This is a genomic window from Methylobacterium brachiatum, assembly GCF_020523825.1.
Lineage (GTDB): Bacteria > Pseudomonadota > Alphaproteobacteria > Rhizobiales > Beijerinckiaceae > Methylobacterium > Methylobacterium brachiatum.
Genome location: NZ_JAJALK010000016.1, coordinates 1 through 25539 on the forward strand (window position 1 = coordinate 1; position 25539 = coordinate 25539).

Sequence of the window (25539 nt, forward strand, 5' to 3'; positions counted from 1 at the left end):
GTGCGCAATGAATCAGCCCAACAGCCCCGCGTGAACCCCAGGCATCCGACTCAGCCCAAACCGAAAGTGCTCTAGCCGAAGTAATCGGCACCTTCGGTTTCCTCGTACCGATTCAAGTCGATTCCACCGGATTGATCATCGTCGGGCACGAGTGGTTCCTAGCCGCCGGGCAGATCGGTCTCGCCGAAGTCCCGACCATCTGCCTGGACCATCTCAGCGTCGTCGAGGCTCGGATCTACCGCCTCGCCGTCACCAAGCAGGCCGAACTCGCCACCTGGGATCCCGACCGCCTACGCATCGAGTTCGAGAGCCTGCAGGATCTCGACATCAATCTTGAGATCACCGGCTTCGAGGTCCCGGAGATCGAGGCCATCCTGGATCCTGGCCAGAGCCTGGTCGATCCTGACGATGAGGGAGCGGACCCCGGGACCGGTCAGCCGATCAGTCGCCCCGGCGACCTCTGGATCTGCGGCGCCCATCGCCTGCTCTGCGGCTCGGCGCTGGAGGCCACGTCCTACACCACCCTACTGAGTGAGGAGCGCGCCGCAGTCGTGTTCGCGGACGCGCCGTATAACGTGAAGGTCGGCGGTCACGTCTCGGGGCTGGGCAAGGCTCGCCACGCCGAGTTCGCCATGGCTTCCGGCGAGATGACGACATCGGCTTTCACCGAGTTCCTGCGCGCCACCTTCAAACATCTGGTCGCCCACAGCGCCGACGGGTCCGTGCATTTCCAATGCATGGACTGGCGGCACATGGGCGAGATGCTCGCGGCCGCCGACGAGCTCTACGAACTGAAGAACCTATGCGTCTGGAACAAGGACAACGGCGGCATGGGCTCGCTGTACCGTTCCAAGCACGAGCTGGTCTTCGTGTTCAAAGCCGGTAGGGCGCCTCACCGCAACAACGTCGAGCTGGGCAAGCACGGGCGCAACCGTACCAACGTCTGGGACTATCCCGGCCAGAACACCTTTCACCGCGACCGCGCCGCCGATCTCGCCGCGCATCCTACCGTGAAGCCGGTGGCTCTGGTGGCCGACGCCCTGCGCGACGTCTCGGCCCGCGGCGAGGTCGTGCTCGACCCGTTCTGCGGCTCGGGCACGACGCTGCTCGCCGCCGAGCGCACCCGGCGCAAGGGCCGCGGCATCGAACTGGACCCCGTCTACGTCGACGTCGCGTTGCGCCGCCTGGAGCGGCTGACCGGCGAGCCCGCGCGTCTCGCCGCCACCGGCCAGACCCTCACCGAACTCGCAGCTCTCCGCGCGGCGAACGGGGCTGAGACCGCCACCCATGCCGACCATGACCAGGAGGACCGCGATGCCGCGTAAGACCAAGCCCACCGGCGACTACGAGGTCGGCTACGGCCGGCCGCCAGCCCACACCCGGTTCAAGCCCGGCCAGTCCGGCAACCCGCGCGGGCGGGCCAAGGGCGCCCGCGACGTCAAGACCGTGATCGAGGAGGCCATGAAGCGGGAGTTCTCGCAGACGGTCACCGTCGTCGAGGGCGGCAAGTCCCGCACCCTGACCAAGCTCGACCTGATCGTCATCACCAACGTCAACAAGGCCGCCAAGGGCGAAGCGCGCTCCCTGCGCGAACTCCTGGCGCTCGCCCATCGGCTCGGCCTGCTGGAGGGGCCGCCCCCGACCGCCGAGGCGCTCGAGGCGGCAACGCCCTTCTCCGCCGAGGACCAGGCGATCGTCGCGCGCTTCCTCGCCCGCGAGCGGGCCAGCGCGCCCGCCGTCAACGCCAATCCCGCCCAGGGTCTCGATCTCACCCCCAATTGCATCTCTGACCAAGAGGACCATGCAGCGTGACACCGCCCACCCTGCTCGATCACCTCTTGCGCGAGGATCTCGGCTTCTTCCTCCAGAAGGCCTTCGGCACCGTGGTCCAGGGCGACACCTTCGCGTCGAACTGGCACCTCGACGCGATCACCCATCACCTTGAGGGAGTGATGGCCGGCCGTATCCGGCGGCTGATCATCAACGTGCCCCCGCGCAGCGCCAAGTCGCTGTGCGCCTCGGTGGCATTCCCGGCCTGGATGCTCGGCCGCGACCCGACCCGGCGGATCATCTGCGTGAGCTACGCCCAGGATTTGGCGGTCAAGCTCTCGAACCAGACCCGCATGTTGATGCGCGCGCCCTGGTACGAGCGCCTCTTCCCCGGCACCCGCCTGGGCGGGGCGAAGAACACCGAGAGCGAGTTCGAGACCACCCGCGGCGGCTCCCGGATGGCGACCTCGGTCGGCGGCGTGCTCACCGGCCGCGGCGGCCACATCATCATCCTCGACGATCCGATCAAGCCGACCGACGCGCTGTCCGAGGCGGTCCGCAGCGCCACGAACGACTGGTACGACCTCTCCCTGCTCTCGCGCCTCGACGACAAGACCACCGGCGCGATCATCCTGGTGATGCAGCGTCTTCACGTCGATGATCTGACCGGTCACCTGCTCGAGCAGGGCGGCTGGACGGTCCTCAACCTTCCGGCCATCGCCGAGGCCGATCAGTTCATCCCCATCGGTCAGGGGCGGGTCCATCACCGCCGGAGGGGCGAGGTGCTTCACCCCGAGCGCGAGCCGCTGGCCGTGCTCGAGGAGCAGCGGCGGACCATGGGAAGCTTCAACTTCGCGGCCCAGTATCAGCAGGAACCGGTGCCGCCCGGGGGCAACATGTTCGACCTGGCGTGGTTTCCGCGCTTCGGCGCGATGCCGGCGCCGGGCTCCTACGGCGACGATCAGGTTTTTCAATCTTGGGACACGGCTTCGAAGGCCGGCGAACTGAACGATTACTCGGTATGTACGACGTGGCTGGTGCGCGGCGGCGCCTACTATCTCCTCGACGTGTTCCGGGATCGGTTGGGCTACCCCGACCTGCGCCGGAAGATCATCGAGATGAACGCGCGTTGGCGCCCGAACGGCGTGCTCATCGAGGACAAGGCGTCCGGGGAGCACCTCGTCCAAGACCTGCGGTATTCCGGGGAGGTGTTCGCGATCGCGGTCCAGCCGCAGGGCGACAAGATCGTTCGGGCGTCCTCGCAGGCGGCGAGCATCGAGGGCGGGCGCGTGTTGCTGCCCGAGCAGGCAGCCTGGCTCGGCGAGTTCGAGAAGGAGGTCCTGGCGTTCCCCCACGGCCGGCACGACGATCAGGTCGACAGCATGAGCCAGTTCCTGATCTGGGCCCGCGACGACCTCGACGCCGGTCCGCGCATCCGCTCCTTCGACGATTAAGACACCGAACTGGGCCTCTACTGCGAGCACCTAGGTCCGAGGCGGTGGGTGGGGGCGTTGGCGATGGTCGACGCTCCCGCCCCGTTCTGTTCGCCGCCGCCGCCGGGCGCCCTATACAGGCTCCATGCGCAGCCCTCCGACCTTCTCGCTCCTGCTTCTCGATCGCCTCGGTGACCGGCTGGAAGTTGACGTCGCGGCGAGCGCGATCGCCGGTGCCGACTTGCTGATCGGTAGCCACGACACCGACATCTGGCGGCGGACTGCGGGCTTTCGCGACCCCGTCGCGGGCGATCCCCTCCGGACCGACGCGATCTGGCGCATCTACTCCATGACCAAAGTCGTGGTCTCGGTGGCCGCCCTCGTGCTGGCCGAACGCGGCGAACTACGCCTCGACCAGCCGGTCGCGGACTTCATCCCCGCCTTCGACGAACTCTACCTGTCGGGCTCCGACGGTACGCGCGTCCCGGCGACGACCGTGCCGACCGTGCACGACCTCCTGCGCCACACCGCCGGGATCGCCTACGGTTATCTCGGCGACGGGCTGACGCGCCGGGCCTACGAGGCCGACGGCCTGCTCAGCCAGGTTCTCGACAACGCCGCCTTCGCCGAGCGGATCGCGCGACTGCCGCCGCAGCACCAATCAGGTACGATCTCGCACTACCCAGACGCCACGGACGTACTCGGCCGCGTCATGGAGGTAGCCGGCGAAGCCGACCTGCAAAAGGTTATCGAGAATGTTCTCCTCAAGCCGCTCGGCATGGTCGAGACCCACTTCCGGATGCTAGCCAAACTTAGATAGCAAGAAATAAAATGCTTGGTAGATACAAAACAAAATACTTTGTTGCGTCAATATTTCGCACAAAATGGCACATATGATGTCTATTTTTAGCATCACATACTATGTAAAAATCGCTAAATTAGCGCAATCTCGACCAGACGTGAAAAACACCCTTTAGAGAACTTAAGCATTTTGCCGTTCCATCCGAACTTCGCGCACTAATTAGGTTGACCGGATCAGAATCATGCTCGAAAATCGACTATCGTCAGATTTAACTGCGGCATCACTATGCCGTGCCCGACTTAATCGATGTTGTCGCATTGCACCACGCAAGACCTCAAAACATTAATTAAATTTAAGGGTATTCACAATGCCTGCGCTTAATGAACATGTCGCGAAGAGACCAAGTCGTGGAATGATCGTAAGATCAAAGATAGAGCTATCAGCTGGTACAAAAATATATAAAATCGGCCATAGAACTGTAAAGGGCCGCGTATTGAGCGATGATGAAGTATTAACTTCACCTTGGTGGATTTCTGAAGCAGATTTTGAGGAAATATCCCGTCGCGCTTGCGCTTCGGGTTCAGCGCTATCAGAAGTTTGGCGTCAATACGGCGCAATTGCACGTCAATGGGGGGGCTCCTGTGATCTGGTCGTCAAGGCAAAGGTGGTAGGATCACTGACTGCCTTCATAGGGCCCGGCACCATTCAGGACATGCGAAAAGATGACGAGAGAGTCTCTCCTAGTGCCGACCAGCCGCTTTGGGTGCCCCCGCCCACGATCACACAAATATTCATTCCAGGGCTGGGAGATAAGGCCGCTAATGGATCAACTTCTATCGTCACCATAGCGCTGGGTGATATTTTGGTAAGACAAGTTTGAATTAATATTTTTTAGTCCCGTCAATAGTAAAATTCAATTTTAAAGGCACATTGAAATTAAACAAGTTAGAGCGAGGATTGAATTGGAACCGCAGGAATTTAGAGAAACTATCCTGCATCACCCGTCCGAGTTTATGCTGCTGGCCAAGCGATGCAGCGTGTCCACCGAGATCATCCGCAAATGGGGCAAACGCGCCCCCGATGCGCGTCCGGACCGCTTGGCTCGGCCCCATCCTACCTTCCTAGAGCGCCATCCGATCATGCTGGATCATAAGCACCGTATCCTGTGGCGGTAAGGTAGTTTCGGCATTCATCGGGCGCGTGGCCTAAAAACAGCGCTTACTCTCTATCGGATTAAAATCGACTGAAAGGCAGCAAGTAAAGGAGCTTGGCACCGACAGCCTCGATGGCTTCGCGCGCACCGGTCACCTTGTGGGCTGGGAAGTTGTCGAGGATGACGGCGTCGTCCCCGCTTCAGCACCGGGACCCGAGTGTCAGTGACATTGGTGCGGAAGCGTTCGCCGTTCGTGGCTCCATCGACCAGCGTGGTGGCGATCAGGCCGCTGGTGCGCAGGGCGCGGCCGTGACGGTGGTGGTCTTTCAGTGCCCGAACGGAGCCCGAGCTGTGGGGAGCGGGTGATCGCACCGGTGCCGGAGGCGGCGCGCGGCACGCCCTTCGGCCCACGGCTGCATGCGGTGGCGACGTACCTGAAGACCTTCCAGGCGCTCTCGTACGAACGGCTGCAGGCGGCGCTCTCCGACCTGTTCGGCCTGACGCTCAGCCAGGGCGGGCTGATGAACCTGCTCCGCCGCGCGCAGGGCCGCTTCGACCCGGGTCGCGACGCGGCCATCGCGACCCTGCGCAAGGCCGAGGTCGTCGCCTGCGACGAGTTCGGCGTGCGGATCGAGGGCTCGAACGCTTACCACTAAGTGCTCCACTGGGCGCAAGCCGTGGTGCACACCGCCTCGCCGACGCGCGGCGCCGTCGTGGTGCGGGAGATGATGGATGGCCACCGGCCCGCGGTGTGGATCTCGGATCGCTACACGGCCCAACAAGGCCACGCGGATGAGCACCAGACCTGCTTGGCGCATCTGGCGCGCGACGTCGCCTACGTCGTTGAGGTCAGCGACGATCCCGTCCCCTGGCGCCTGCAGCTCTGGCTGGGAAGCATGTTCGCCCTGGCCGAGCGCGTCACCGAGTTGGCTGCCTCGACCCTCTCGGCCAAGCGTCGGACCTTGGATCGGCAACTCGGCGCCATCCTGGCCACGTCGAGCCGCTGTGACCTGACCCACGATCTGCAGGCCAAAATCAGCCGCGCCCGCGATCAGCTCCTGGTGTTCCTCGCCTATTCCGGAAAGGCCGAGCCGACCAACAACGGCTCCGAGCGGCTGCTTCGTCCGGCTGTCGTCCAACGGAAAGTGACCAACGGCTATCGCGCCATGTGGGCGGCCGAGGGCGAGGCCGCCATCCGCACCGTCGTCGACACCGCGGCGCGCATCACAGGCAGCAGTCCCTTCGGCGCAATCCTCAAAACTATCGGCGCTTGAACCCTGCCATCAGACGCGTGGGTAATTACCAGCCGAATGGCGGCTGTAACAAGATAGTATCGTATGAAGATCGGATCTATACTTTCTATTGAAGAAAGAGCGTTCCTGTAAGGCGCCACTTTTCCAGGGGTTGACGCAGTTTGGGGCCGCCTTGGCCGTCGATAGGACCGCTGTAGTAGCCGGCCTGCCGCAGCTTACTCTGGAGGACGCGCACAGTGTCGGGGGACCATGTCCGAGAGCGCCGCACCATCTGCTCAATCACTTCGCCTGTATCGGCGGCGGCGCCGCGCAGGAGCATCTCGGCGGCATCAGCTGGGTTCTTTGCGACGCTTCGGCCCTCATCGAGCAGGATCGCGGCTGAGAGGAATCCGCGAGGATCGCCGAGTTCGGTGGCACGCACGAAATATCGCAGGGCCGAGCCGCTTTTTGTGACGCCGCGTTCGGTAAGCACACCAAGATTGTAGGTGGCAATCGCGGATCCTGCCGCTGAGGCGCGCTGCAACAGATTAATGGCACGGGCTGGATCCCGGGGGATCCCGGTGCCCTCCATCAGTGCGACAGCCAGGTTGATGGCGCCGTCCGGGCTACCGCGCTCGGCCGCTCGCGTGTAGAGGTCGTAGGCAGCCTTTGGGTCGCGAGGCGAACCGTCGCCAGTCTCGAGGATGAGACCGAGGCTCACCATGGCGCGCAGATCCCCCTGTGCGGCAGCGGTCCGATACAGTTCGATAGCATCGCTGCGCTGTCCGGTGGCGGCGAGCGCGCGTGCGAGGAGCGCCGCATAGTGCGGCATCTCGGGATGCGCCTCACGAGCCGCGCGGCACGCTGCGACTGCCGCATCACCATTGCGGGCCAAATCCGCCAACGGTACGCCGGGCGTGTCGGCAGTCGCGTCGCGCGGATGGGTTGCGCTACGATCGCAGACCACCTCCGGCTTCAGATCTGCCTCCTCGGCGCTAGGGAGGGTCTGAAGCAACTCACGGGCGGCGACCGCGTGGCGGCCATCCGGCCGGCGGTCGACGTAGAACTCGACTAGCGCCCGGATCCGTGAACGTTGAGCAAGGTCCCACAACCGATCATCGGAAATGCTGGCGACATCTGAAGTGCTCCGCAGTGCACTCACGCCGTCCGGCTCAAGCGATGCGATTTTTACGATCCGTTGCGCTTCGTTGACGTGCGCCCCCTCCGGGTAGCGGCTGAGGTAGACGCGCAGGAGGCTTGCGTCGCGGCTTGAAGCAGCAAGTTGCCAGAGCTGCGTCTCAGGCGAGATTTGAGCAGGCTGTCCAGGCAAGAAAAAGAATTGGGTCGTCAGCGACGAGTTCTCCCAGGGAACCTGATACCCGCCGGTGGCCGCGATGACGTCCTTCCGAACTTCGATCATCATTGTGCTGAGGTCTTGCCCTCGCATAGACAGGTGGCTGAGAAACGCCTGCGCGAAGGGACTGTTGCGACCGCCACCATCGAAGGCGGTGTTATCCGGCTGCGTTGCGTAGGCGAACAGGAAGCCTGCCGCGCTTCCGAGACGCGCAAGCCCATCTTGCGCCGTCTCGGATGCACCGGCCTCGCCGGGCTTTCCCCGCAACGGATTATCGCGGCAAGCGTCGAGGAAAATTAGACGGTTGGATCGGTCGCTCTCAAGGCCTTTTGTGAGGTCTTGCAGATCAATCGTCTGGCTCCGCACATCGGCCGCCTTCGTGATCACGGCGTCGACTGGGACAAGATAATTCTTCTGATCGACCTGGAAGCCGTGCCCTGCGTAATAGAAGACCGCCGCGTCGGCATCCTTGGCCTCGGCCTGGAACTGCCTGAGAAGCTCCAGCATCTCGCCCCGCTTAAGGTTCTGACCCTTGATCACCTTGAAGCCGAGGAGCTTCAGCGCCGTTGCGACGTCGACTGCGTCGTTTGCTGGATTCTTCAGCGGTTTGAACGTCGCGTAAGCGGCGTTTCCGATCACGAGCGCCACGCGCTTGTCGGCTGCGGTCGCCCCTGAAGCGCCACCGAGGGTCAACGTCCCGAACAAGGCGAGGACGCCGACCACTCGGCTGAGACCGAGCTTCCCCCCGGAGCGATCAGAGTCCGACAGCCCGCGAGAGGCGATTGTCGGCCACTTGAAGGGCAGTGTAGATCGCATTGCCTTGTCTGACCTGGATACGCGCTACTGCTGGATCATCCGCCCGGACGAGCGAGATGGCCTTCTTCACCGCCACCAAGGCCACTTGCACGGCCGCCCGAGCTTCGGTCACTGTGCGGGCTGCCCTGACTTGCCTCGCTGCTTGGCGGATTACGGCCGGCAATCCGCGGAAGGCGGGCGGCAGCTGCTGGGCCTGGAGGTCCAGCTCGTCCGCGAAGGCATCGAGGGCGTTGCCGAAACAGTTCGTTGCCCCACCCAGTCCAACACTACCCGAGTTATTGCAGCCTCCAAACTTCGATTCAAGAACTCTCGATGCCGAGACGACGTTGGTGAGCGTACTCAGGGCCGTGGCTCGCGTCGCGCTGCCGCCTCCGCCCGAGGCTGCCGGCGCCGCCGCCACGGGCTTCGACGAGCTTCCTCCCCCAAGATCGATCGAGTCCTTGGGTGTGCTTGTCGGCGTGGTGGAGCCCGATACGATCGTCGTGACGTTCGGAGTAACGCTCGCACTATTGAGATCGCTCGCCCGGGTAGCGTTGTTCGCGGTGGTAGTCGTGGTGCGTGGCACGCCGCGCAGGGTTGGGTATGCCCCTGTGCTCGGCGGATTGAAGACGGTCTGGAAGTCGTAACCCTGGTTGGTGGCACGTTGCACGAAAGTGGACGCGTTCTGGAAGTCTGTGGTGGTGAGGCCGGCCGCACCGGAGAGGCTGGTGGCATTGCCTGCCGCGGCCGTCTGACCCGTGCTCGTCAAGTCCCAGTACGATGCGCTCACGTTGCTCGAACCCGCAAACCCGATGAGCCCTCCGGTGGATACAGTCGAGCCGCTGCCGCTCGTAACGCGTCCGGTGGCGAATGTTTGATCGAGCGAGCCATCGGACAGATTTCCAATGAGGCCGCCGGTCGCACTCGTCTGCGTCGCGCTGCCCCCCTGCACCGCGCCGTTCGCGTATGCCTGCTGAACAACACCGCTGCCCGTATTATAGCCGATCAGTCCACCGGTGAAGCTTGAACTGCCATCGCCGGAAACGTCGCCGCCCCTAACGGTACCGGTCGCATACGCCTGTCGGACCGCCCCACTACTGGTGTTCCACCCGATCAAGCCGCCTGTGTCCGCACTGATGCCGGACGCTGCGCTTCCGATGACGTTGCTCGACGAAAAGGATTGCACGATCGAACCCGGATCCAGATTTCGGCCCACGAGGCCGCCGGTCTCGGCCTCAATGGCGACACCGCCCCTGACGACGCCGCTCGAACTGGATTGCGTGATCTGGCCAGAATTAATTCCGACCAAGCCGCCCACATAGCTAAATCCAGCCGATGCCGACCGCGTGGAACCGGATATGTTTCCGCTAACGGTAACTCCACTTATGTTGGAGTTCACCGCTTCGCCGACCAATCCTCCGACAAAAACGTTTCCGGTACCCCCATAGGTGCTGGTGACGTTTAGATTGGTCAAATTCAAGTTGCTGATCGTGGCATTCTGCACGCGGCCGAACAGTCCGGCATAGGGACCCGACGCGTTGACAGTCAGCCCGTTGATCGTGTGACCTAGACCTTGCAGCATCCCCGAGAAATCAACGCTGGTGCCGTTTGGCAAGGTGTTGACCGGCGCGGACAAGGGTAGGGCGCCGCTCACGTCGAAATCGGTCGCCAGGGCAACCCGGCTACCGGCCGTCCTGGGGTTGAGGAGCAACGCGCCGAGTTGCGTCACGTTGCTCACCAGCGTGTAGGATAGGAAGTTGACCTGCAGGGTCTGGCTGGCGTTCGCCCCAGTGAACGACGCGCTCGCCCCGGTGCCGAAGCTCAGCAAACCGCCTGTCCCGCCTTGGTTCGTGTTGAGCGATAGCCCACCGTCGCCGTTCACCGTGAGGTTCGCGTTGACGAGGATTGAGCGGTAGGCGTTGAGGGTTAGCGTCGTCGCCGTCCCGCCGGTGCCGCTGCCCCAGGTCAAGGGCGCCGCGACGGTGATGTCGCCGGCTTGCGTGCCGGGGCTGGCTGAGCCACCGGTCGTCACCGTGACGTTGGCGCTGCGAAGCGCGTTTTGTAGGGTCGTGGCATTGATCACCGAGTCATTGCCCGTGGCTGTGAAGCCTGTCCCCGTTGAGGCCCCGCTCGATATCGTGACGTTGTAGGGATCGAGCAGGAGCGTCCCGAATGTGCCCTTGGCGGCGGTGAGATCCGTCGAGCCAGTGTAGGCGAGGAGCATCTTGCCGGACACTTCGGCCTGACCGCCGTCGCCGCTCTGCGCCCCGCCCGTCGCGCTTATCCGGCCGGCGAAATCCGTCCGGTGATCCGACCAGAGCACGACGTTGCCGCCGTTGCCCGTCTGCCCGGCATTCGCGCTGATCGTGGTGGCTGAGTCCACGGTGGTGGTGGTCGCCCGTTGGAGAGGCCCCTGGCCCTGGAAGCCGCCGCCGACGCTGATCGTGCCGCCGCCCGCCTGACCATCAGCCAGCAGGGCCGCACCCTTGAGTTGGATGTCGTCGCCGGTCACCGTGATCGTGCCGCCGCGTCCCGGCGGCCGAGCGGTCGCCCGGGCCACGGCGGTGCGTGCGGAGGTATCGAGCCGGCCCGAGACCGTGACCTTGCCGCCGTCGCCGCCGCCAAGCACGATCGCGCCGTTGCGCCCACCTACGCTGCGCGCCTCGACGACTCCGGACAGGTTGATGGCGTTGCGTGCCGCGTCGCGGGCGGTGGCTGCCTGCATGACGACCTGACCGCCCGCGGCCGCGATCCGGCCGCTGTGCTGGATCAACGCCGCATCGGAGCCATCACCCTTCGAGGGAAGCGCAACCTGCAGGAAGCCGTCGCCGGACAGGTCGAGGGTCGCCTGCTCGCCAGCGCCCAGGCCGACGCGGCCCATTGGAACGCTGATGAGTCCGGAATTCTCGACCCGGCCACCGAGCAGCGCGGCGTAGCCGCCCCGCTGGATCTCGATCGTACCCTGGTTCGTGACCGCCGCCGACTGGCCGTTGCCGCGAAACACCCGCCGACCCGCTACGAAGTCCTGGTCCGCGATATCGAGGGTCGAGGCCACGAAGCCCGCCGCCCTCACGATGCCGGTCGGGGTGATCACAATGCCGTTCGGGTTGACGAGGTAGACTTGGCCGTTCGCGTTGATCTGGCCCGCGATCGTCGAGGTCGCCGATCCGCTGACACGATTCAGCAGCGCCGACGAGGTCGAAGGCTGGGTGATGTCGACGCGACTACCCGCGCCGACCGAGAAGCTCTGCCAGTTCACGATCGCATTCTGCGTCGTCTGCTGGATCGTCATCTGATTTGCGGACGGTGTCGCGATGCCGACGCTGCCCTGGACCGTGGTCGCGCCACTGGGCAATTCGCCGGCGCGCACTGGACCCGGCTGCGTGAGCGCAGTGCCGGCCAGAAGCGCCTGGATCAGGGTTTTGCAGGTGCGGTTCATCGGGCGGACTCAGGAAGACGGCTGCGTGGCGGCAGAGCGGGCTCAGTAGCGAATCGAGCCGACGACCGTGAAGCGGTTGGCATCCGGCAGTGTGTCGTCGCGGAACCGCCGGCCGAACTCGAGCGTGAGAGAGGTCAGCGTGTCTGTCGGAGCGGCTTGGCTGACCAAGCGCACGCCGATGCCCAGGGAGGCGACGTGGAGGGCCGCCAGGCCGGCCTGCTTCTCAACAGCAGACGGCCGCTCGAGGTAAAGCGCGCCCACGGCGCCGAAGACGTAGGGCGCGACCGAGAGCGGGATGCCTTCCGGCCGGAAGGCGAAGGGGGCGGCCAGCTCGCTGCGGAACACGACGCCACTGTCGCCGGCCAAGCTACCGGCGTCGAAGGTCGAAAGTTCCGAGAACGACGCGAAGCCGATCTGCTCGCTCCGCGGCATCGCCTGCCCGAACGAGGTCTGACCGCGGGCGTACAGGTTGAGGATCAGCGGGTCGAATAACGGTTGGGTGTACGAGAGCAGCGCGTCGAACTTCTGGAAGTCCGCGTTGGCGCCGATCCGGGACAGGGGCAATGTGGGCGTTGCGTCGGCGGCGGAGCGGGCGCCCAGTCCATCGATCCCGAGCGACAGTGTGGCGCTGCCGGCGAGAAAGCCGCCGCTCTCGAACCGTATGTCGCCGAGGCCGCTCAAACGGACGATCCGCAGCCGATCGAGGCTGATCGGCGTGTTGACCGGAGGATTGAGCAAGCCGAGTTCGTCACGCGTCACATCGAGCGCGCCTTCCGTGTAGAAGTTGGCCGTTCGGCTTCGCAGCCACGGGTAACGCAAGCGGAACGAGTAGCGCTCGAAGTCGCTCGCCGTCTGGACGTTGTTGGTGAGGCGCGGCGTCGTCTGGCTCTTGACCGCCTCGAAGTTGAAGGTCAGGCCGTCTGTCCCCAACGGCAGGATGAAGCCGCCGGCGAAGGTGCGCAGGCGAGGGTACTCGCCGAACGGGCTGCCCGTCCCACGGGTGTCGTTTCCGCCTGGGTAGCCGAAACTGCGGAAGTAAATCGTTTCGCCGAGACCGAAGACCGTATTAAAGTCGAAGCCTCCGTTGAGCGAGAAGCCGCCGAGCGTAGAGCCGAAGGTATTGTCTCCGCCGAAGAAGCCGGTGACCGGCTTGTAGAGCGCTTCGACGACGAGGGTGGTCGCTCCCTGAGCCGTGCTCGGCGCCAAGGTCGAGCGCAGGGCAGTGCCGGGAGTATCACCGGCTAGAAGCAGGCGGCGCTCGATCTCGCCGAGTTGCAGGTCACGCCGTCCGATGAGCGGTTCGAGCAAGACGGTCACGCGCGCCCGGACGGGTTCCGGCACGTTCTGGAAATCGATCCGATCAACATAGCCGTTCACGACGACGAGCCGGAGGCGTTGGCCGTTGCGCAGCGTCTGCGCGGGCAGGATCACGCGCGTGAGCACCGCGCCCGATTGGATGATTGCCGCCTCAAGTTCGCGCGACGCGGCGAAGATTTCGGACGCTAGAATCGTGCGCCCAGCGAGACGAGCCTCCAGCGCCTGGATTTCGGCGCCGAAGCCCGGAGGCGCGTTCTCGACTGTGACGCCGGACAGGCGCACGCTCAGGCGCTCGGCGCCGGCTGGCGTGCCGAGCCCGGGTTGGCCTGAGAACACAAGGCCGCCGCCGCGTCCCGTCTGGGCCGGCTGGAAAGTCGACGGCGTGACTTGGCTGGCCGTCTGAGCCGCCGCGTGCCCCGCGCCGGCGCACCCGATCGCCATCCAGAGGAGCGCAGATCGTGCCAGAGGCGTGCCGCGTCCGGCCGTTCGGCGAGAGTAAAGCCGAGAGTCAGGCATTCTTAGTCGCCCAGTCCAAACTCGTTGAAAGCCGAAAACACATGTCGAATACTGAGATTGAACTTATTGCTTTAGCCGATATCGTTAAAAATTACTTAGTCGACCCCGATTTTGCAAGCACATCACGCCACAGCGTTCTAAGGTCGGTGTAATTTTATCAGAATTGGCACATCGGCTCAGCAGCACAACTATCGACTGCAAGCAATTGCGACTTACACTGATTTCATGCGGTTAAGCTACCACGTTTCCGGATGGATGCGGTATTTGGCGGAGCCAGCACGGCCAAGAATGGCAGGCTGTGCTTAATCCGCCACAGCCTGAGAGCTGGGCTTGCGGCTCGGACGCGCAACCGGGGAGGCTCTGATGAGGTGCATTGGCCCCTAAGGATCTGGAACGGGGGCCCGTCGAAGAGGCGGTCCGACATGAAATCTTTGCTCAGACCTCGTTCGGCCCACCGATGGCCGGCCGTCCCTGGCGATAGCGACGAGCCCGCTAGCGCTTGGGCAGCTCGAACCGGATCGACAACTCCTCGTCGCGGCAGATCCGGTAGGTACGCTTGTGGTGCTCCGGCACGCCCATCTTCTGACAGACCTTGTCGACCGAGGCGCCGTTCTCCGCCTACCGCGAAGGCGATCCGCTCATTCGCGAAGCGTTTGCGAGGCCTGGCACCCACCCTCCTTCAAGGTTCAGGATGCCCGAAAATCTTGCGCTCGGCGTGAGCCGGTTTGGCGGGTCAGGTCACATTGAGCGTCAGCCCGCCAGGACGAGCGTTAGGGCGTTGAACAGTCGGAGGGCGCCCCAGTCGTTCGCACCGGGCGGGACGACCGAACCTCGATGGTGCCTGCAAAACGAGGCGGCCGCATGCCTGACCGTCGAGAGGGTTCTCCATCGAAACTCACGGCGCTGGAGGCCGCTGATCCACGCTCGGCGACATATCGGTCTCCGACCAATGGTAGGCGAACTGTCCTTCCGATATCCCAACCCCGATTGCTGCCACCTCCTTCTGCGCGAGCGACCGGATCAGAATCTCGCGCGACAGCTCCGGCAGCAGCGTATTCGTGATGATGTTGTCGATCATCCGCCCGCCCGAATCCGGATCGTTGCACTGCGCGACGATGTGCGCGACCACGGCCTCATCATACGTGAACGCCGCGCCGTGGTTTTCGCGTACGCGCCGGCCGATACGGTCGAGCTGGAGGCGGACGATACCGCCGAGCATGTCGGGCGAGAGCGGGAAGTACGGGATCGTCACGATCCGGCCGAGGAGCGCCGCCGGGAAAACCTTGAGGAGCTGTGGGCGCAAAGCCACGGCCAGCGCTTCCGGGTCGCTCACGTAGGACGGGTCCTGCGCGAACTGCATGATCAGATCTGTGCCGACGTTCGAGGTCAGGATGATGAGCGTGTTCTTGAAATCGATCCGCCGGCCGGTGCCATCCTCCATCACACCCTTATCGAACACTTGGAAGAAGATTTCATGCACGTCGCCGTGCGCCTTCTCCACCTCATCGAGTAGGATCACACTGTAGGGCTTGCGCCGCACTGCCTCGGTGAGCCGGCCGCCTTCGCCGTAGCCAACGTAGCCGGGCGGCGCGCCCTTGAGTGTCGAGACGGTATGCGCCTCCTGGAACTCACTCATGTTGATGGTTATCATGTTCTGCTCGCCCCCGTAGAGGGCCTCGGCCAGCGCCAGCGCCGTCTCGGTTTTACCCACGCCGGAAGGGCCGCAGAGCATGAACACGCCAATCGGCTTGTTCGGGTTGTCGAGCTTGGCTCGGTTGGTCTCGATGCGCTTGGCGATCATCGCGAGCCCATGCGATTGGCCGACCACGCGCCGGTTCAGGATCTCCGGCAAACGCAGCACCGTCGCGATCTCGTCGCGCACCATCCGGCCGACCGGGATTCCGGTCCAGTCCGAGACGACGGAGGCCACCGCCTGCTCGTCGACGTGATCGTAGATCATGCGCGCCTCGGGCTCGATCGCTTCGAGCGCGGCGGCCTTGTCCCGGAGCGCGGCGCGGCACGCCTCTGCTCCCTGGGGCTGCGGCGGACCCGGGGGAGGCCCGCCCTCTGAACGCCCGTCTTCCAGCGCCGCCCCGACCGGCTCGGTTGCCTGTCGAGTAGCCGCGGCATCGAGGGCGCCAGACTCGGCTGCCAGCGCCGCTCGCAGCGCCCGGATCTCGGTTACGAGGGCCGTCTCGGTGTGCCAGGCGCTCTCAAGCTCGGCGAGGCGCTCGCGCAGGCCGGCAATCTCGCCGTCGAGGCCCGCGATCCTGTCCGGGTCGTCGATGCCGAGGTCGCGGTCGGCGTCGAGCGCGACACGCTCGCTCGCCTTGGCGCGGATCGCCGCGCGGGCGTCCGCGATCAATGCAGGCACAGCGGTCTGGCTGATCGCCACCCGGGCGCTCGCGGTATCGAGCAGGCTCACCGCCTTGTCGGGGAGTTGTCGCGCCGGGATGTAGCGGTGGGAGAGGTTGACCGCCGCGACCACCGCCGCGTCCGAGATGCGCACGCCGTGGTGTTTCTCCATCGGCGCCAGCAGGCCGCGCAGCATGTCGCCCGCCTGCGCAACCCCGGGTTCGCCGACCTGGATCGGCTGGAAGCGGCGGGTCAGCGCCGGATCCTTCTCGAAATACTGGCGGTATTCGGCCCAGGTTGTGGCCGCGATGGTCTTGAGGGTGCCGCGCGCCAGCGCCGGCTTGAGGAGGTTGGCCGCATCGCCCGTCCCGGCCTGCCCACCCGCGCCGATGAGGGTGTGCGCCTCGTCGATGAACAGGATGATCGGCGTCGGAGAGGACTGCACTTGGTCGATGACCGACCGCAGGCGCTGCTCGAACTCGCCCTTCATCGCGGCGCCCGCCTGCATCAATCCGATGTCGAGAGCATGGAGGCGTACGCCGCGCAGCGTCGGCGGCACCGCGCCTGAGGCGATCGCCTGGGCGAAGCCTTCCACCACCGCGGTCTTGCCGACGCCAGCCTCGCCGGTGAGGATCGGATTGTTCTGGCGGCGGCGCATCAGCACGTCAACGAGCTGGCGGATCTCCTCGTCACGGCCGCGGATCGGGTCCATCTCGCCAGCTTCCGCCCGGGCGGTGAGGTCCTGGGAGAAGCGATCGAGAGCGGTCTGGCCCCTCGGTGCGCTCGACCCTGCCGCGCCTGCTGCGACTGCCCCAGCGCCGTCCATCGGTCGAAGGTTCTCCTCGTCGGAGCGTGCCCAGATCGTGCGGTGCTCCTCTGTCAGCGTGTCGATCGGGATCCGCCCGAATTCGGGCGAGAGAGACAGCAGGGCGCGGCGCAGATGGTCCGTCTTGAGCGCACCGACAAGCAGGTGCCCGGAGCGGATCTGGGTTTCGCCGAACATCAGCGTCGCGTAATGCCAGCCGCGGTCGAGCAAGGCGATGATGCCGTCGGAGATGATGGGCATCTCCGTCTGTTTGGGCCGCAGAGCATCGATCGCCTTGACGAGGTTGGCGCCCAGCCGTCCACGGTCGAGGCCGTATTTGTCGGCTGTGAGAGCGAAGTCCGATCGGTCCTGCATGTGCAGGCAAGCCAGGAAATGGGCGAGTTCGACGTTGCTGTGGCCAGATGCGCGCGCCCGCTGGAACGCCTGGAAGAAACAGTCATAGCCGACGCGGTTGAGCTTGCCCGTGACGGTCTCGTTGCTGATGTCGCTCACGATGCGCTCCCTGCGCGGTAATCCGTGCGGCCAGCGCGCTCGGCGGGGTGGAAACGGGCGTCGCGCCGGTGGGGGGCGCCCGAGGGGTCGGTTCCGCTGCCGAGCCAGCTGGTGTAGCCAAGGCGCCCGCAGGCCCCGAGACGCAGAGGCTCGACGGCGGCGATCGGGAGTGCGAGCTCTACGTCCCACTCGAGCTCGTCGCCGAGATAGAACAGCATGAAGTCGGCCAGCTGCCGGCAGCGCGCGCCCCCCGGCAGCTGGCTCTCGTATTCGGCGAGGTCGACCGCGTAGATGCGCAGGCGGATGCGGTCCTCCACCGAGAACACGCTCTTGCCGAGCAGCAGGTCCTGCCCGAGCCCGACGTTGGCGCCGCCCAGCCGGGAGCGGTCGCCGGGCTCGAATTCGAGGAACGTACCGACGAACTCCTCGACTTCGACTGCGATGCCAAAAAGGCCCGCCACGGCGTTGCGCAGGCGGGAGCCGGAGCGGGCGGCTGGACCGAGCAGGCCCGCGAAGGCGATCTTGTTCGCATCCGGAACCGCGTCGAGGCCGCGGAATGCTGCGGAGCCGAGCCCTGCTGCAGCCCCCACATAGCCTTCGAAACGGTCCGCTCCGGGATGCTCATGCTGCGCGATAGGGCGGGCGTCCGCCCAGGCGCGATAGAAGAGCTGCATGAAGCGGTGGTTAATCACGTCGAGGAAGCGCGGCAGCGCGTCATCGTGCTCCAGCAGCCAACCGTAGGTCTCGTCGGTGAGGGCGAGCGGCAGGGCGCCCTGCGGTCCGAGCAGTCCGAAGAAACAGACGCGCAGGTGCAGGCCCCGCGCCGCGTCACGCTCCGCCGCGGCGATGGTTGAGGCTGGGAACGCAAGGTAGGGGTCCTGTCCGAGCGTCACGCGGTCGTCGCGCCGGCTCCCGCTGTCGCCGATCCGCGGCTGGTCCGGAAAGCTGCGCTCGACCCGCCGCAGGGTCGCCAGGAAGTCGTGGGCCCAGGGCTCCGCCAGCAGGCGGTCCGCGAAGCTCACAAGAGCCTCCGGCCACCGACCCGGGGCGGACCGCGCAGGATCTCCCCGCGCTCGGCCGTCCGGATCACCGTCTGCGTGAAGTGGTTGAGCGAGGCGTATTCCGCGAAGAACCGATCGAGGATCGCGCCTAGAAGGTAGGGGCCGGTGCCCTCGAACGCCTTGTCGTCGAGGGTCACTGTCACCTCTGTGCCGCGGGCGGCGCCGGTGCCAGTGCGCTGCCGGAGCCGCCGCACCACGGGACGGCTGTCGACGCTGCGCACGCCGCGGATACGTCGCTCGACGGCGCTGTCGGCGAGGTCGGCAAACAGCATGAAGGTTTCGCGCAGGGCCTCCGCCCCTCGCCCGGCGCGCGGTTCGACGAGGCCCAGCGGATTGAGGCTCAGCAGGCTGATCAGCCGCCACGATACGGCGCCGGTGAACAAGGTCTCAGACCGGCCGCGGATCTGCGCCACGACCGGCTCACGCGGTCGCGTGGGTCCGGCGAGGCAGAGCACGTCCAAGGCACCGTTGTCGGCGAGGCGAAAATCGGCGCCGGCCTCCCCAACCGGCAGCAAATCAGCCAAGTGCCGGTTCGAGCAGAGGGCGCGCACGCTGAGTTCGGCGACAGCGCCGTCGCCGTCGATCCCCGAGGGCTCGATCAGCGACAAAAACAAGTCCGTGCCGGTGTAGTCGGAGGTCGATCCGTATTGCCGCTCTTTGCTCGTGCGCCGCCGGGGCATGCGCCGCACGGTGTAGAACAGCCCCGTAGTCTCGCTCGCCTGTGCGGGGGCGTACAGGGGCCGGACGGGCGTCTTGCCCGTCCGTTCCGGCTGGTGGGCGTAGACCTGGAGTATGCGATGGGGCTCGAAATCGAGGGGCCGACTGCGATCGGCCACCAGGTGGTACTCGTGTTGGTTCGGCCGCACCGGGACCCGATCCAGACTCATCTCGAACAGGTTGACCGCCGGCACGGCGTAGAGGGCGAAGGCGTCCGGGCGTACGGCCGAGCCGAGGCGAGGGTTGGCCTCGTCGAAGGTGAAAACGACGTCGAGCACGCGTGCGCGCACCCCCTGCAGCGCCCGGTTCAAGCCCGTCAGTTTGAAGCCAAGGAACTTGCGCGGGAAAGCAAAGTACTCACGCAAAAGGTCGAAGCCATCGAAGAGGCGATTGTCCTTCGGGAATAAAGTTTCGCCCGGACCGAAGCCGACCGGCTCCACCGCGTCCAGGGGCAGGGGCACGAGCACCGGATCGCCGAACCCGTCCAGGTAGCGAAGGTAAACGCCTAGGCGGTCGGCAAGGATCTGCTCGTAGATCGCCACCGCGTCTGCTTCGGGCCCGACGAGGTGCACAGGCAACGTGTCGAGCGCGCAACCGGAGAACCACGTCTGTGGATCCTCCGAGGGCTTCGTCGCCTCGTTCTCTGGTTGCCCGGTGCGGTGGACGAGGGTAAGCCGCAGCCCCGCGGCGACATCGCCACCGCCGATCCCGAGCGCCTGGAGTGAGGCAGGATGGCCGAAATAGTCGGCGGCGGTGATGTCGAACGGCCAGATCCGCAGGTCGTCGGTCGTTCGGAAGCGGCACGCGGTCTGCCGCTCGCGCTCGCGGTAGGTCGCGTCGAGATTGGCTCCCCGGGCAATGAGCGGGCCGTCGCGCAGTCCCGGGTCGCCGAACGCGGGGTTGACTTTCGCCAGCATCATCGATGGCGTCGGCGCGAGATAGTTCGGGACGAGCTGTTCCAAGAGGTTCTGCGTGAACTCGGGAAACTCATCCTTGATCTTGAGCTGGACCCGTGCGGCGAGGAAAGCGGCGCCTTCGAGCAGCCCGGTAATCATCGGGTCAGCCTGATTCTCGACCAAGCCGCCGAGGCGTTCGGCGATGCCCGGGAACTCGTCGGCGAATTCGCGCGCGTGCTCGCGCAAGAAACCAAGTTCACGATTGTAGAGGTCGAGGAACTCACGATTCATGCGGAGTGCCCCGGCCCATTCGGACGCGCCTGGCTCATCGCCGGGCGACCTTGATGCGTCCCGTGTCGCGCTCGAGGTCGGCGATGAACTCCACGGGGACGTTGAGCGGGTCGGCCCGAATCTCGGCGCGTACAACGAAGCGCAGCTTCAGCTCGTTCGGATCGGCGGCATCGTCGCGGCGCGCCACGATGGAGCTCGGCGCCAGCCGCGGCTCAAAGGTCCTCAAAGCTAACTCGATCTCCATGGCGATGCCATTCACGGCGGCGTCGTCGATGGACATGCGGGCGATATCCACGAAGCCATGGTTGAGGATCGAGCGACGGACATGCGGGAAGGCCGAGAGGTCGATGTCCGCCGCGAGATGAACGGTGTTCATCAGACGCTCGAGGTCGGTGGAGACGCTGCGCTGGAGATCGCCGGCGTTGATGGCGGAGCGAGGATGCGCCCCGTGTCCGGAAACGATGCGCCCACCGGACGCGTCACGGCGTTCGATCCGCAGCCGTGCGTCCCGGGCGCTGTTAGCGGTGCGGAAGACGTCCATCAACGGGTTGCGGGCTCGACCTCCTGCGGTCTTGGCGTTCATACCATCGCTCCTGATGCGCCCGTTTCAGTGAGTCGTGGCAGCGTCGACGCACTCGGGCACCAGCATCTCCCTCCGGCCCGGCACCGCACGCCAGGCCGGAGTGGGGTGCCGAACGAGGTTCAGCCGGCGACGTTCTTAGCGATGTGCCACTTGTGCTCAGTTTCGGCTCCCTTGCTGCCGTCGGCATTCTGGACGGCATATTTCACATGGAACGTGCCAAAATTCAGCGTCACGTTCTCGGTGAGCCGGTCTTCGCCGCCGGAGCCGCCCATGGACAGATGAGAGACGATGATGTCCTCAAGCTCAACGGTGAGGTACTCGAGCGGCTTATCGCCAGCCTTGCGGACGATCAGCTTGCCTTTCTTGATATGCTTGCCGGCGCAGCAATGCTGGAAGAGAGTTGGGCTGGATTTGTCGATGTACTTCGTGATGCTGAGATCTTGAACGCTCACCTTGCCGGCGCCGGACCCCGACCCGACATGCGTGGTGCCAGACTGAGCGGCGCCCCAGGACCACGCCAAGACATCGATCTCGTCTTTGTATTTATCGTCGCGCGATTCGCCCTTGATCCCCTCAAGCTTCAGAAAAATGTCGACGGCCATAACTCAGGTTCCTCCCGTTCCTGTCCGAGATCTGTAAATGTATCTGACTTGACTTCAAAACGCGCCACATGTCGTGGGGCGGCAGAGGGTAATCACGAGAGGAAAAGGCTAGATCTTCATGCCTCGTATCTGAGCCATGCCTGACCCAAGCGCTGTCATTGCTGGAGTGGCGGCAGCCGCGAGACGAGGCTCATACCGATATCCATGCCTTCGAGTTGATAATGTGGCCGCAGGTAGAACTTTGCCGAGTAATAACCGGGGTTCTCCTCGTCAGCGACTATATCAACCCGGGCAGCAGCGAGGGGCTTGCGAGCCTTGGTCTGCTCACTCGAATTCGTTGGATCGCCATCAACGTATTCGTTGATCCATTCTTGAAGCCAGCGGGTCAGCTGGTCTTTTTCCTTCGTCGAGCCGATTTTGTCGCGGACCATACACTTCAAGTAGTGAGCGAAGCGCGACACCGCGAACATGTAGGGGAGGCGCGACGACAAATTGTCGGACGCGGTTTGATCGACACCGTTCGGACCGAAATACGACCCGGGCTTGTATAGTGACTGCGCACCGATAAAGGCGGCTTTATCGGTATTCTTGCGGTGGATCAGCGGAATCAATCCGGATTTTGCCAGCTCCGCCTCGCGACGATCGCTGATCGCGATCTCGGTGGGGCATTTGAGATCGACGCCACCGTCATCCGTTGGGAAGGTGTGGCAGGGCAGGTTGATCACCTCCCCACCCGACTGAACCCCGCGGATCCGCACAGTCCAGCCGCAATCCTTGTACGCTCGATTGATGTTCACGCCCATGGCGTAGGCCGCGCTCATCCAGGCATACTTCTCGCCGGAATGACCGTCCGTCTCCTCCTCGAACGCGAACTCCTCGACCGGCTCGGTCTTGGCCCCGTAGGGGACTCTGGAAAGCACTCGCGGCATGCAAAGCCCGACGTAACGAGAGTCTGGCAACTCGCGCAGGCTCTTCCACTGGGCGTAATCGGGCGTATCGAAGATCTTCCCTAAATCTCGCGGGTTGGCGAGTTCTGTAAAGGCGTCCATCCTGAGAAGGGTGGGATCGGCTGCAGCGAAGAACGGCGCATGTGCGGAGCTCGCGATCTTCCCAAACTCACGCAGCAATTGTACATCCTGCGGCAGGTGACTGAAAGCGTAATCAGCAACCAGACATCCATAAGGCTGACCGCCCAGCTGACCGAACTCGGACTCGTAAACCTTCTTAAATAGCGGGCTCTGATCCCAACGAGCGCCGGTGAAAAGGCGTAAGTTCTTGAACACTTCCTGCTTCGAAGCGTTCAGAACCTTAATTTTCAACGTAGAATCCGTCTCGGAATTGAACACGAGATAGTTCAGCCCACGCCATGCGCTCTCGATCTTCTGAAACTCAGGCGCGTGGATGATCGTGTTGACCTGTGCGGTCAACTTTTCGTCGATGCGGGCGATCATCTCCTCGATCGTATCGAGGACGTCCTCTTTGATCAGCGCAGTGTTCGACAGGGCTTCTCGAACCAGGGTACCGACAGCGTTCTCGACTTCTGTCGCCGCGCGTTCGGTGCGCGGCTTGAAGCTTTGCTTCAGCAGGTCCGCGAACTCGCTCGCGTCCGCCGTCTGCTGCTCCGCGGACGCGGCGCCTTGCGCAAACTCGGGATTTCCGGCGGCCATCGATGCGCCTTTCAGGGTTCGGAATGGAGTGAGGGGCGAGGCGCGCGTCGCCTCAGGACTCGGAGGACTCAGGCGACGCGGTCGGCACAAGCCGCTGGGCTAAGGCTTCCATCAGGGCCGGATCCTTGAGGAGAGCTTTGATCTGATCGCTCGCCGCGACCTTCCCATCCATGTAGCGAAGCAAGTTGGAGAGCTGCTCGCGCGCTTCCAGCAGTTTGGCGAGCGCGGGAACCTGACGCGCCACCGCGGCAGGACCGAAATCGTCCATCTTCCGGAAATGCAGCTCGACCGACATTTTGTCCTGACTGCCCGTCAGCCGATCCTCGACGTTGAAGCGCACCGCGGGCCCGACGGCAGCCATTCGCTTCTCGAAGTTGTCCATATCGTATTCAAGGAAATCACGATCGGCCATGTCCGGCTTCTCGACCGTTGAGGCGTTGCCCGACAGATCGGCCAGCACACCCATGACGAAAGGCAACTCGACCTTGCGCTCCGCGTCGTAGGGATCCTCATACGTGATGTGCACGCGCGGAGGTCGGTTGCGCTTGATGAACTTTTGACTCGAATCGGCCATCAGAGCGCTTCTTTCGATGGAATCAATACAGAAAACCGGGACTTAGACCGGTATCCAGCACGGGGTCCATAGATTCCAGCCCCTACGCTATGCTTGGCAGTCGTACAGATTTTCCACCACCACGCAAGAGGCGGATGCTACCGAGAACGCTATTATCGGTCAGATGTACCCCAGAAGCGGCACATTAATTCAATCAAGGACTTGCTGTCAAACAATCCAATTAATCGAGTAAAAATAGAGACTAAATTTGACTAGTTTAGCTTCTTGGATGTCGCCGCGGCGTCCGCAGCCCAGTGCGCCCGACGGATCAACTGCGAACGAGGGGTTAATCCGCCCCCGGATCCGAAAGCACATCTTTGAGAACGGCGAGAAAATCACGGTCCGCGAGGGCTGCGGCCTTCTCAAGTAGGAGCGGGATCGGGCTGGCGGGCTCCGATTGGCGGAAATAGTGTCCTGTCTCGCGTAGCAGCGCGACGGCCTCGCCCCTCGTCGTCGCGCGGAACTTGGGTGCGGACGCGTCCGACGCCTCCGTAGCATTTTGGCTCTGATCGAGCGTCGGATCCGAGGCTTGGTCCACCCCTCCGACGTCCGGCACCGCAGCGAGTTGGTCGAACGTCAGGCGCAACTTGCGCCCGGCACCGAGCACGATGGCAACCTCGGGGGCTTGATCCGGCATCAGGATGCGCATCACCTCGACGAAGGACTTGCCAACGAGGGTCTGAGCCTGCCGCACGAGAACTTCGGCAAGGCTCGACGGTTCATGCGTCCGGAGATAGAGCGCCGCTGCCGCAAGGGCTGACGCGGCCTGAGACGTGCTCGTGATTGCGCCGACGGACGGCACGTGAACGGACGCGGGCACCGCGAGAGCGGGCTCCTGCGCCCCCGCTTGTGGTGTGGCCGGCACCCCATCGGGAGCGCCGACGAACTCGCGCATGCGCGCGATGAGCTCCTTCAGCCGCCCCAGGTCGACGGCGCCTCCGCCGCCGCCGCGGGACAGGGTGGCGGCCCCGATCCGGCCGATTGCATCGGCGACCGTCGCGAGATCGACTCGCGTCGCCGCCAGTGTGTCCGGTTCCGCGTCCTCAAGCGCACGCGTGATCGCGGCGCGGTCGGGCCCCGGATCCTGGCCGGCCGGCGGTACCTCGCCGGTGGCCACCATCTGGTTCCGGAAGGTAATCGGTCCGTAGCGGCGACTTCGAAACAGCGTCGTGTGCTGGAGCGGCAGGATGACGGTCGGATTGTCTTCGAGGGCCTGCAGGACGGCGGCGCGGAAATCGTAATCGTCTCCTGCGCCGCGCGGATGCACGCCGTCCCATCGTGCTTCGAGGAGCCCCGCGACCGCTGCGAGAACCTGCCCAAATCCGCGCAAATCGCGGTCGAGCATGGCCAGCCTGCCGAGCAGTGCGAAGAGGCGCAGGTCGCGCGTCCGATCCAGAAGGTCGAGGAGGAGCTCTGACTCTCGCGCGAAATCGATGTGGGAGCGATCGAAAATCTTCAGCTCGCCCCCCTCCCGGTAGAGGTAGAAGGACGGCAGCCGGCTCTCGGCGCGCGCGACGCCGTTTAGGAAATCGGGATCCCCGGCCTCATCGAGGTCGTCTCCGCAGGGCAAGGCCTCGGTAATCGGATCGAGGAACCGATCCGGATTGATGTCGAGTGCCATAAGA

Annotated in this window: 16 protein-coding genes and 3 pseudogenes; 6 read left to right on the forward strand and 13 right to left on the reverse strand. The window is 64.5% G+C overall.

Features of this window, described 5'->3' with window-relative positions; genetic code table 11:
* Positions 1-131: 131 nt before the first annotated feature.
* The 5 genes from LGR69_RS25875 to LGR69_RS25895 all read left to right on the forward strand — a co-directional run bounded on the left by LGR69_RS25875 (position 132) and on the right by LGR69_RS25895 (position 4885).
* On the forward strand, positions 132-1325 hold the full coding sequence (locus LGR69_RS25875; protein ID WP_230367810.1) for a DNA modification methylase: 1194 nt from the start codon (positions 132-134) through the stop codon (positions 1323-1325).
* Positions 1315-1812 (forward strand): DUF5681 domain-containing protein, encoded by a 498-nt coding sequence (locus LGR69_RS25880; protein ID WP_230367811.1) that lies wholly within the window; start codon positions 1315-1317, stop codon positions 1810-1812. The genes LGR69_RS25875 and LGR69_RS25880 overlap by 11 nt, the downstream gene beginning before the upstream one ends.
* A complete protein-coding gene (terL, locus tag LGR69_RS25885; RefSeq protein ID WP_230367812.1) occupies positions 1809-3224 on the forward strand; it encodes a phage terminase large subunit in 1416 nt (471 codons plus the stop codon). Before LGR69_RS25880 ends, terL begins: the two co-directional genes overlap by 4 nt.
* A gap of 124 nt (positions 3225-3348) precedes the next feature.
* A complete protein-coding gene (locus LGR69_RS25890) occupies positions 3349-4023 on the forward strand; it encodes a serine hydrolase domain-containing protein (RefSeq protein WP_230367813.1) in 675 nt (224 codons plus the stop codon).
* Positions 4024-4372: 349 nt separating this feature from the next.
* A complete protein-coding gene (locus LGR69_RS25895; RefSeq protein WP_230367814.1) occupies positions 4373-4885 on the forward strand; it encodes a hypothetical protein in 513 nt (170 codons plus the stop codon).
* A 343-nt stretch (positions 4886-5228) separates the two neighbouring features.
* Here LGR69_RS25895 and LGR69_RS25900 read toward each other — a convergent pair.
* Positions 5229-5484 (reverse strand): annotated as a pseudogene (locus LGR69_RS25900) (transposase); the annotation flags it as partial.
* Positions 5485-5502: 18 nt separating this feature from the next.
* On the opposite strand from LGR69_RS25900, the pseudogene tnpC reads away from it, so the two are divergent.
* Positions 5503-6432, forward strand: a pseudogene (gene tnpC, locus LGR69_RS25905) (IS66 family transposase); the annotation flags it as partial.
* 85 nt (positions 6433-6517) lie between these two features.
* On the opposite strand, the gene LGR69_RS25910 reads toward tnpC, so the two are convergent.
* The 12 genes and pseudogenes from LGR69_RS25910 to LGR69_RS25965 all read right to left on the reverse strand — a co-directional run bounded on the left by LGR69_RS25910 (position 6518) and on the right by LGR69_RS25965 (position 25535).
* A complete protein-coding gene (locus LGR69_RS25910; protein ID WP_230367815.1) occupies positions 6518-8392 on the reverse strand; it encodes a caspase family protein in 1875 nt (624 codons plus the stop codon).
* Between the two features lie 106 nt (positions 8393-8498).
* The gene (locus LGR69_RS25915) at positions 8499-11978 is read right to left on the reverse strand and encodes a beta strand repeat-containing protein (RefSeq protein ID WP_230367816.1); all 3480 of its coding nucleotides are present in this window, start codon (positions 11976-11978) and stop codon (positions 8499-8501) included.
* A 42-nt stretch (positions 11979-12020) separates the two neighbouring features.
* Entirely contained in the window at positions 12021-13736 is a 1716-nt protein-coding gene (locus LGR69_RS25920; protein WP_230367817.1) for a ShlB/FhaC/HecB family hemolysin secretion/activation protein, read from the reverse strand.
* A gap of 409 nt (positions 13737-14145) precedes the next feature.
* A pseudogene (locus LGR69_RS25925) lies at positions 14146-14396 on the reverse strand (IS3 family transposase); the annotation flags it as partial.
* A 310-nt stretch (positions 14397-14706) separates the two neighbouring features.
* Positions 14707-17484 carry a type VI secretion system ATPase TssH gene (gene tssH, locus LGR69_RS25930; protein ID WP_230367818.1) on the reverse strand — a complete coding sequence of 926 codons (2778 nt, stop codon included), beginning with the start codon at positions 17482-17484 and terminating at the stop codon, positions 14707-14709.
* Entirely contained in the window at positions 17481-18506 is a 1026-nt protein-coding gene (gene tssG / locus LGR69_RS25935) for a type VI secretion system baseplate subunit TssG (protein ID WP_230367819.1), read from the reverse strand. The genes tssH and tssG overlap by 4 nt, the downstream gene beginning before the upstream one ends.
* Positions 18503-20449, reverse strand: coding sequence for a type VI secretion system baseplate subunit TssF (gene tssF / locus LGR69_RS25940; protein ID WP_230367820.1), 1947 nt, complete (start codon positions 20447-20449; stop codon positions 18503-18505). Before tssF ends, tssG begins: the two co-directional genes overlap by 4 nt.
* A gap of 34 nt (positions 20450-20483) precedes the next feature.
* Positions 20484-21032: a type VI secretion system baseplate subunit TssE gene (gene tssE / locus LGR69_RS25945; protein ID WP_230367821.1), complete on the reverse strand. Its 549-nt coding sequence runs from the start codon at positions 21030-21032 to the stop codon at positions 20484-20486.
* A 119-nt stretch (positions 21033-21151) separates the two neighbouring features.
* Positions 21152-21634: an Hcp family type VI secretion system effector gene (locus tag LGR69_RS25950; protein ID WP_230367822.1), complete on the reverse strand. Its 483-nt coding sequence runs from the start codon at positions 21632-21634 to the stop codon at positions 21152-21154.
* A gap of 155 nt (positions 21635-21789) precedes the next feature.
* Positions 21790-23301 carry a type VI secretion system contractile sheath large subunit gene (gene tssC / locus LGR69_RS25955; RefSeq protein WP_230367823.1) on the reverse strand — a complete coding sequence of 504 codons (1512 nt, stop codon included), beginning with the start codon at positions 23299-23301 and terminating at the stop codon, positions 21790-21792.
* 52 nt (positions 23302-23353) lie between these two features.
* On the reverse strand, positions 23354-23878 hold the full coding sequence (gene tssB, locus LGR69_RS25960; protein ID WP_230367868.1) for a type VI secretion system contractile sheath small subunit: 525 nt from the start codon (positions 23876-23878) through the stop codon (positions 23354-23356).
* Between the two features lie 322 nt (positions 23879-24200).
* Positions 24201-25535, reverse strand: a complete 1335-nt coding sequence (locus LGR69_RS25965) for a type VI secretion system protein TssA (RefSeq protein WP_230367824.1) — start codon at positions 25533-25535, stop codon at positions 24201-24203.
* Positions 25536-25539 lie beyond the last annotated feature (4 nt).

Bases quoted from the DNA above. Each gene is read 5' to 3' on its own strand.
- LGR69_RS25880 (WP_230367811.1), top strand. From the start codon at position 1,315: ATGCCGCGTAAGACCAAGCCCACCGGCGACTACGAGGTCGGCTACGGC.
- LGR69_RS25890 (WP_230367813.1), top strand. From the start codon at position 3,349: ATGCGCAGCCCTCCGACCTTCTCGCTCCTGCTTCTCGATCGCCTCGGT.
- LGR69_RS25895 (WP_230367814.1), top strand. From the start codon at position 4,373: ATGCCTGCGCTTAATGAACATGTCGCGAAGAGACCAAGTCGTGGAATG.
- LGR69_RS25915 (WP_230367816.1), bottom strand. From the start codon at position 11,978: ATGAACCGCACCTGCAAAACCCTGATCCAGGCGCTTCTGGCCGGCACT.
- LGR69_RS25920 (WP_230367817.1), bottom strand. From the start codon at position 13,736: ATGGCGATCGGGTGCGCCGGCGCGGGGCACGCGGCGGCTCAGACGGCC.
- tssF (WP_230367820.1), bottom strand. From the start codon at position 20,449: ATGAATCGTGAGTTCCTCGACCTCTACAATCGTGAACTTGGTTTCTTG.
- tssE (WP_230367821.1), bottom strand. From the start codon at position 21,032: ATGAACGCCAAGACCGCAGGAGGTCGAGCCCGCAACCCGTTGATGGAC.
- LGR69_RS25950 (WP_230367822.1), bottom strand. From the start codon at position 21,634: ATGGCCGTCGACATTTTTCTGAAGCTTGAGGGGATCAAGGGCGAATCG.
- tssC (WP_230367823.1), bottom strand. From the start codon at position 23,301: ATGGCCGCCGGAAATCCCGAGTTTGCGCAAGGCGCCGCGTCCGCGGAG.
- LGR69_RS25965 (WP_230367824.1), bottom strand. From the start codon at position 25,535: ATGGCACTCGACATCAATCCGGATCGGTTCCTCGATCCGATTACCGAG.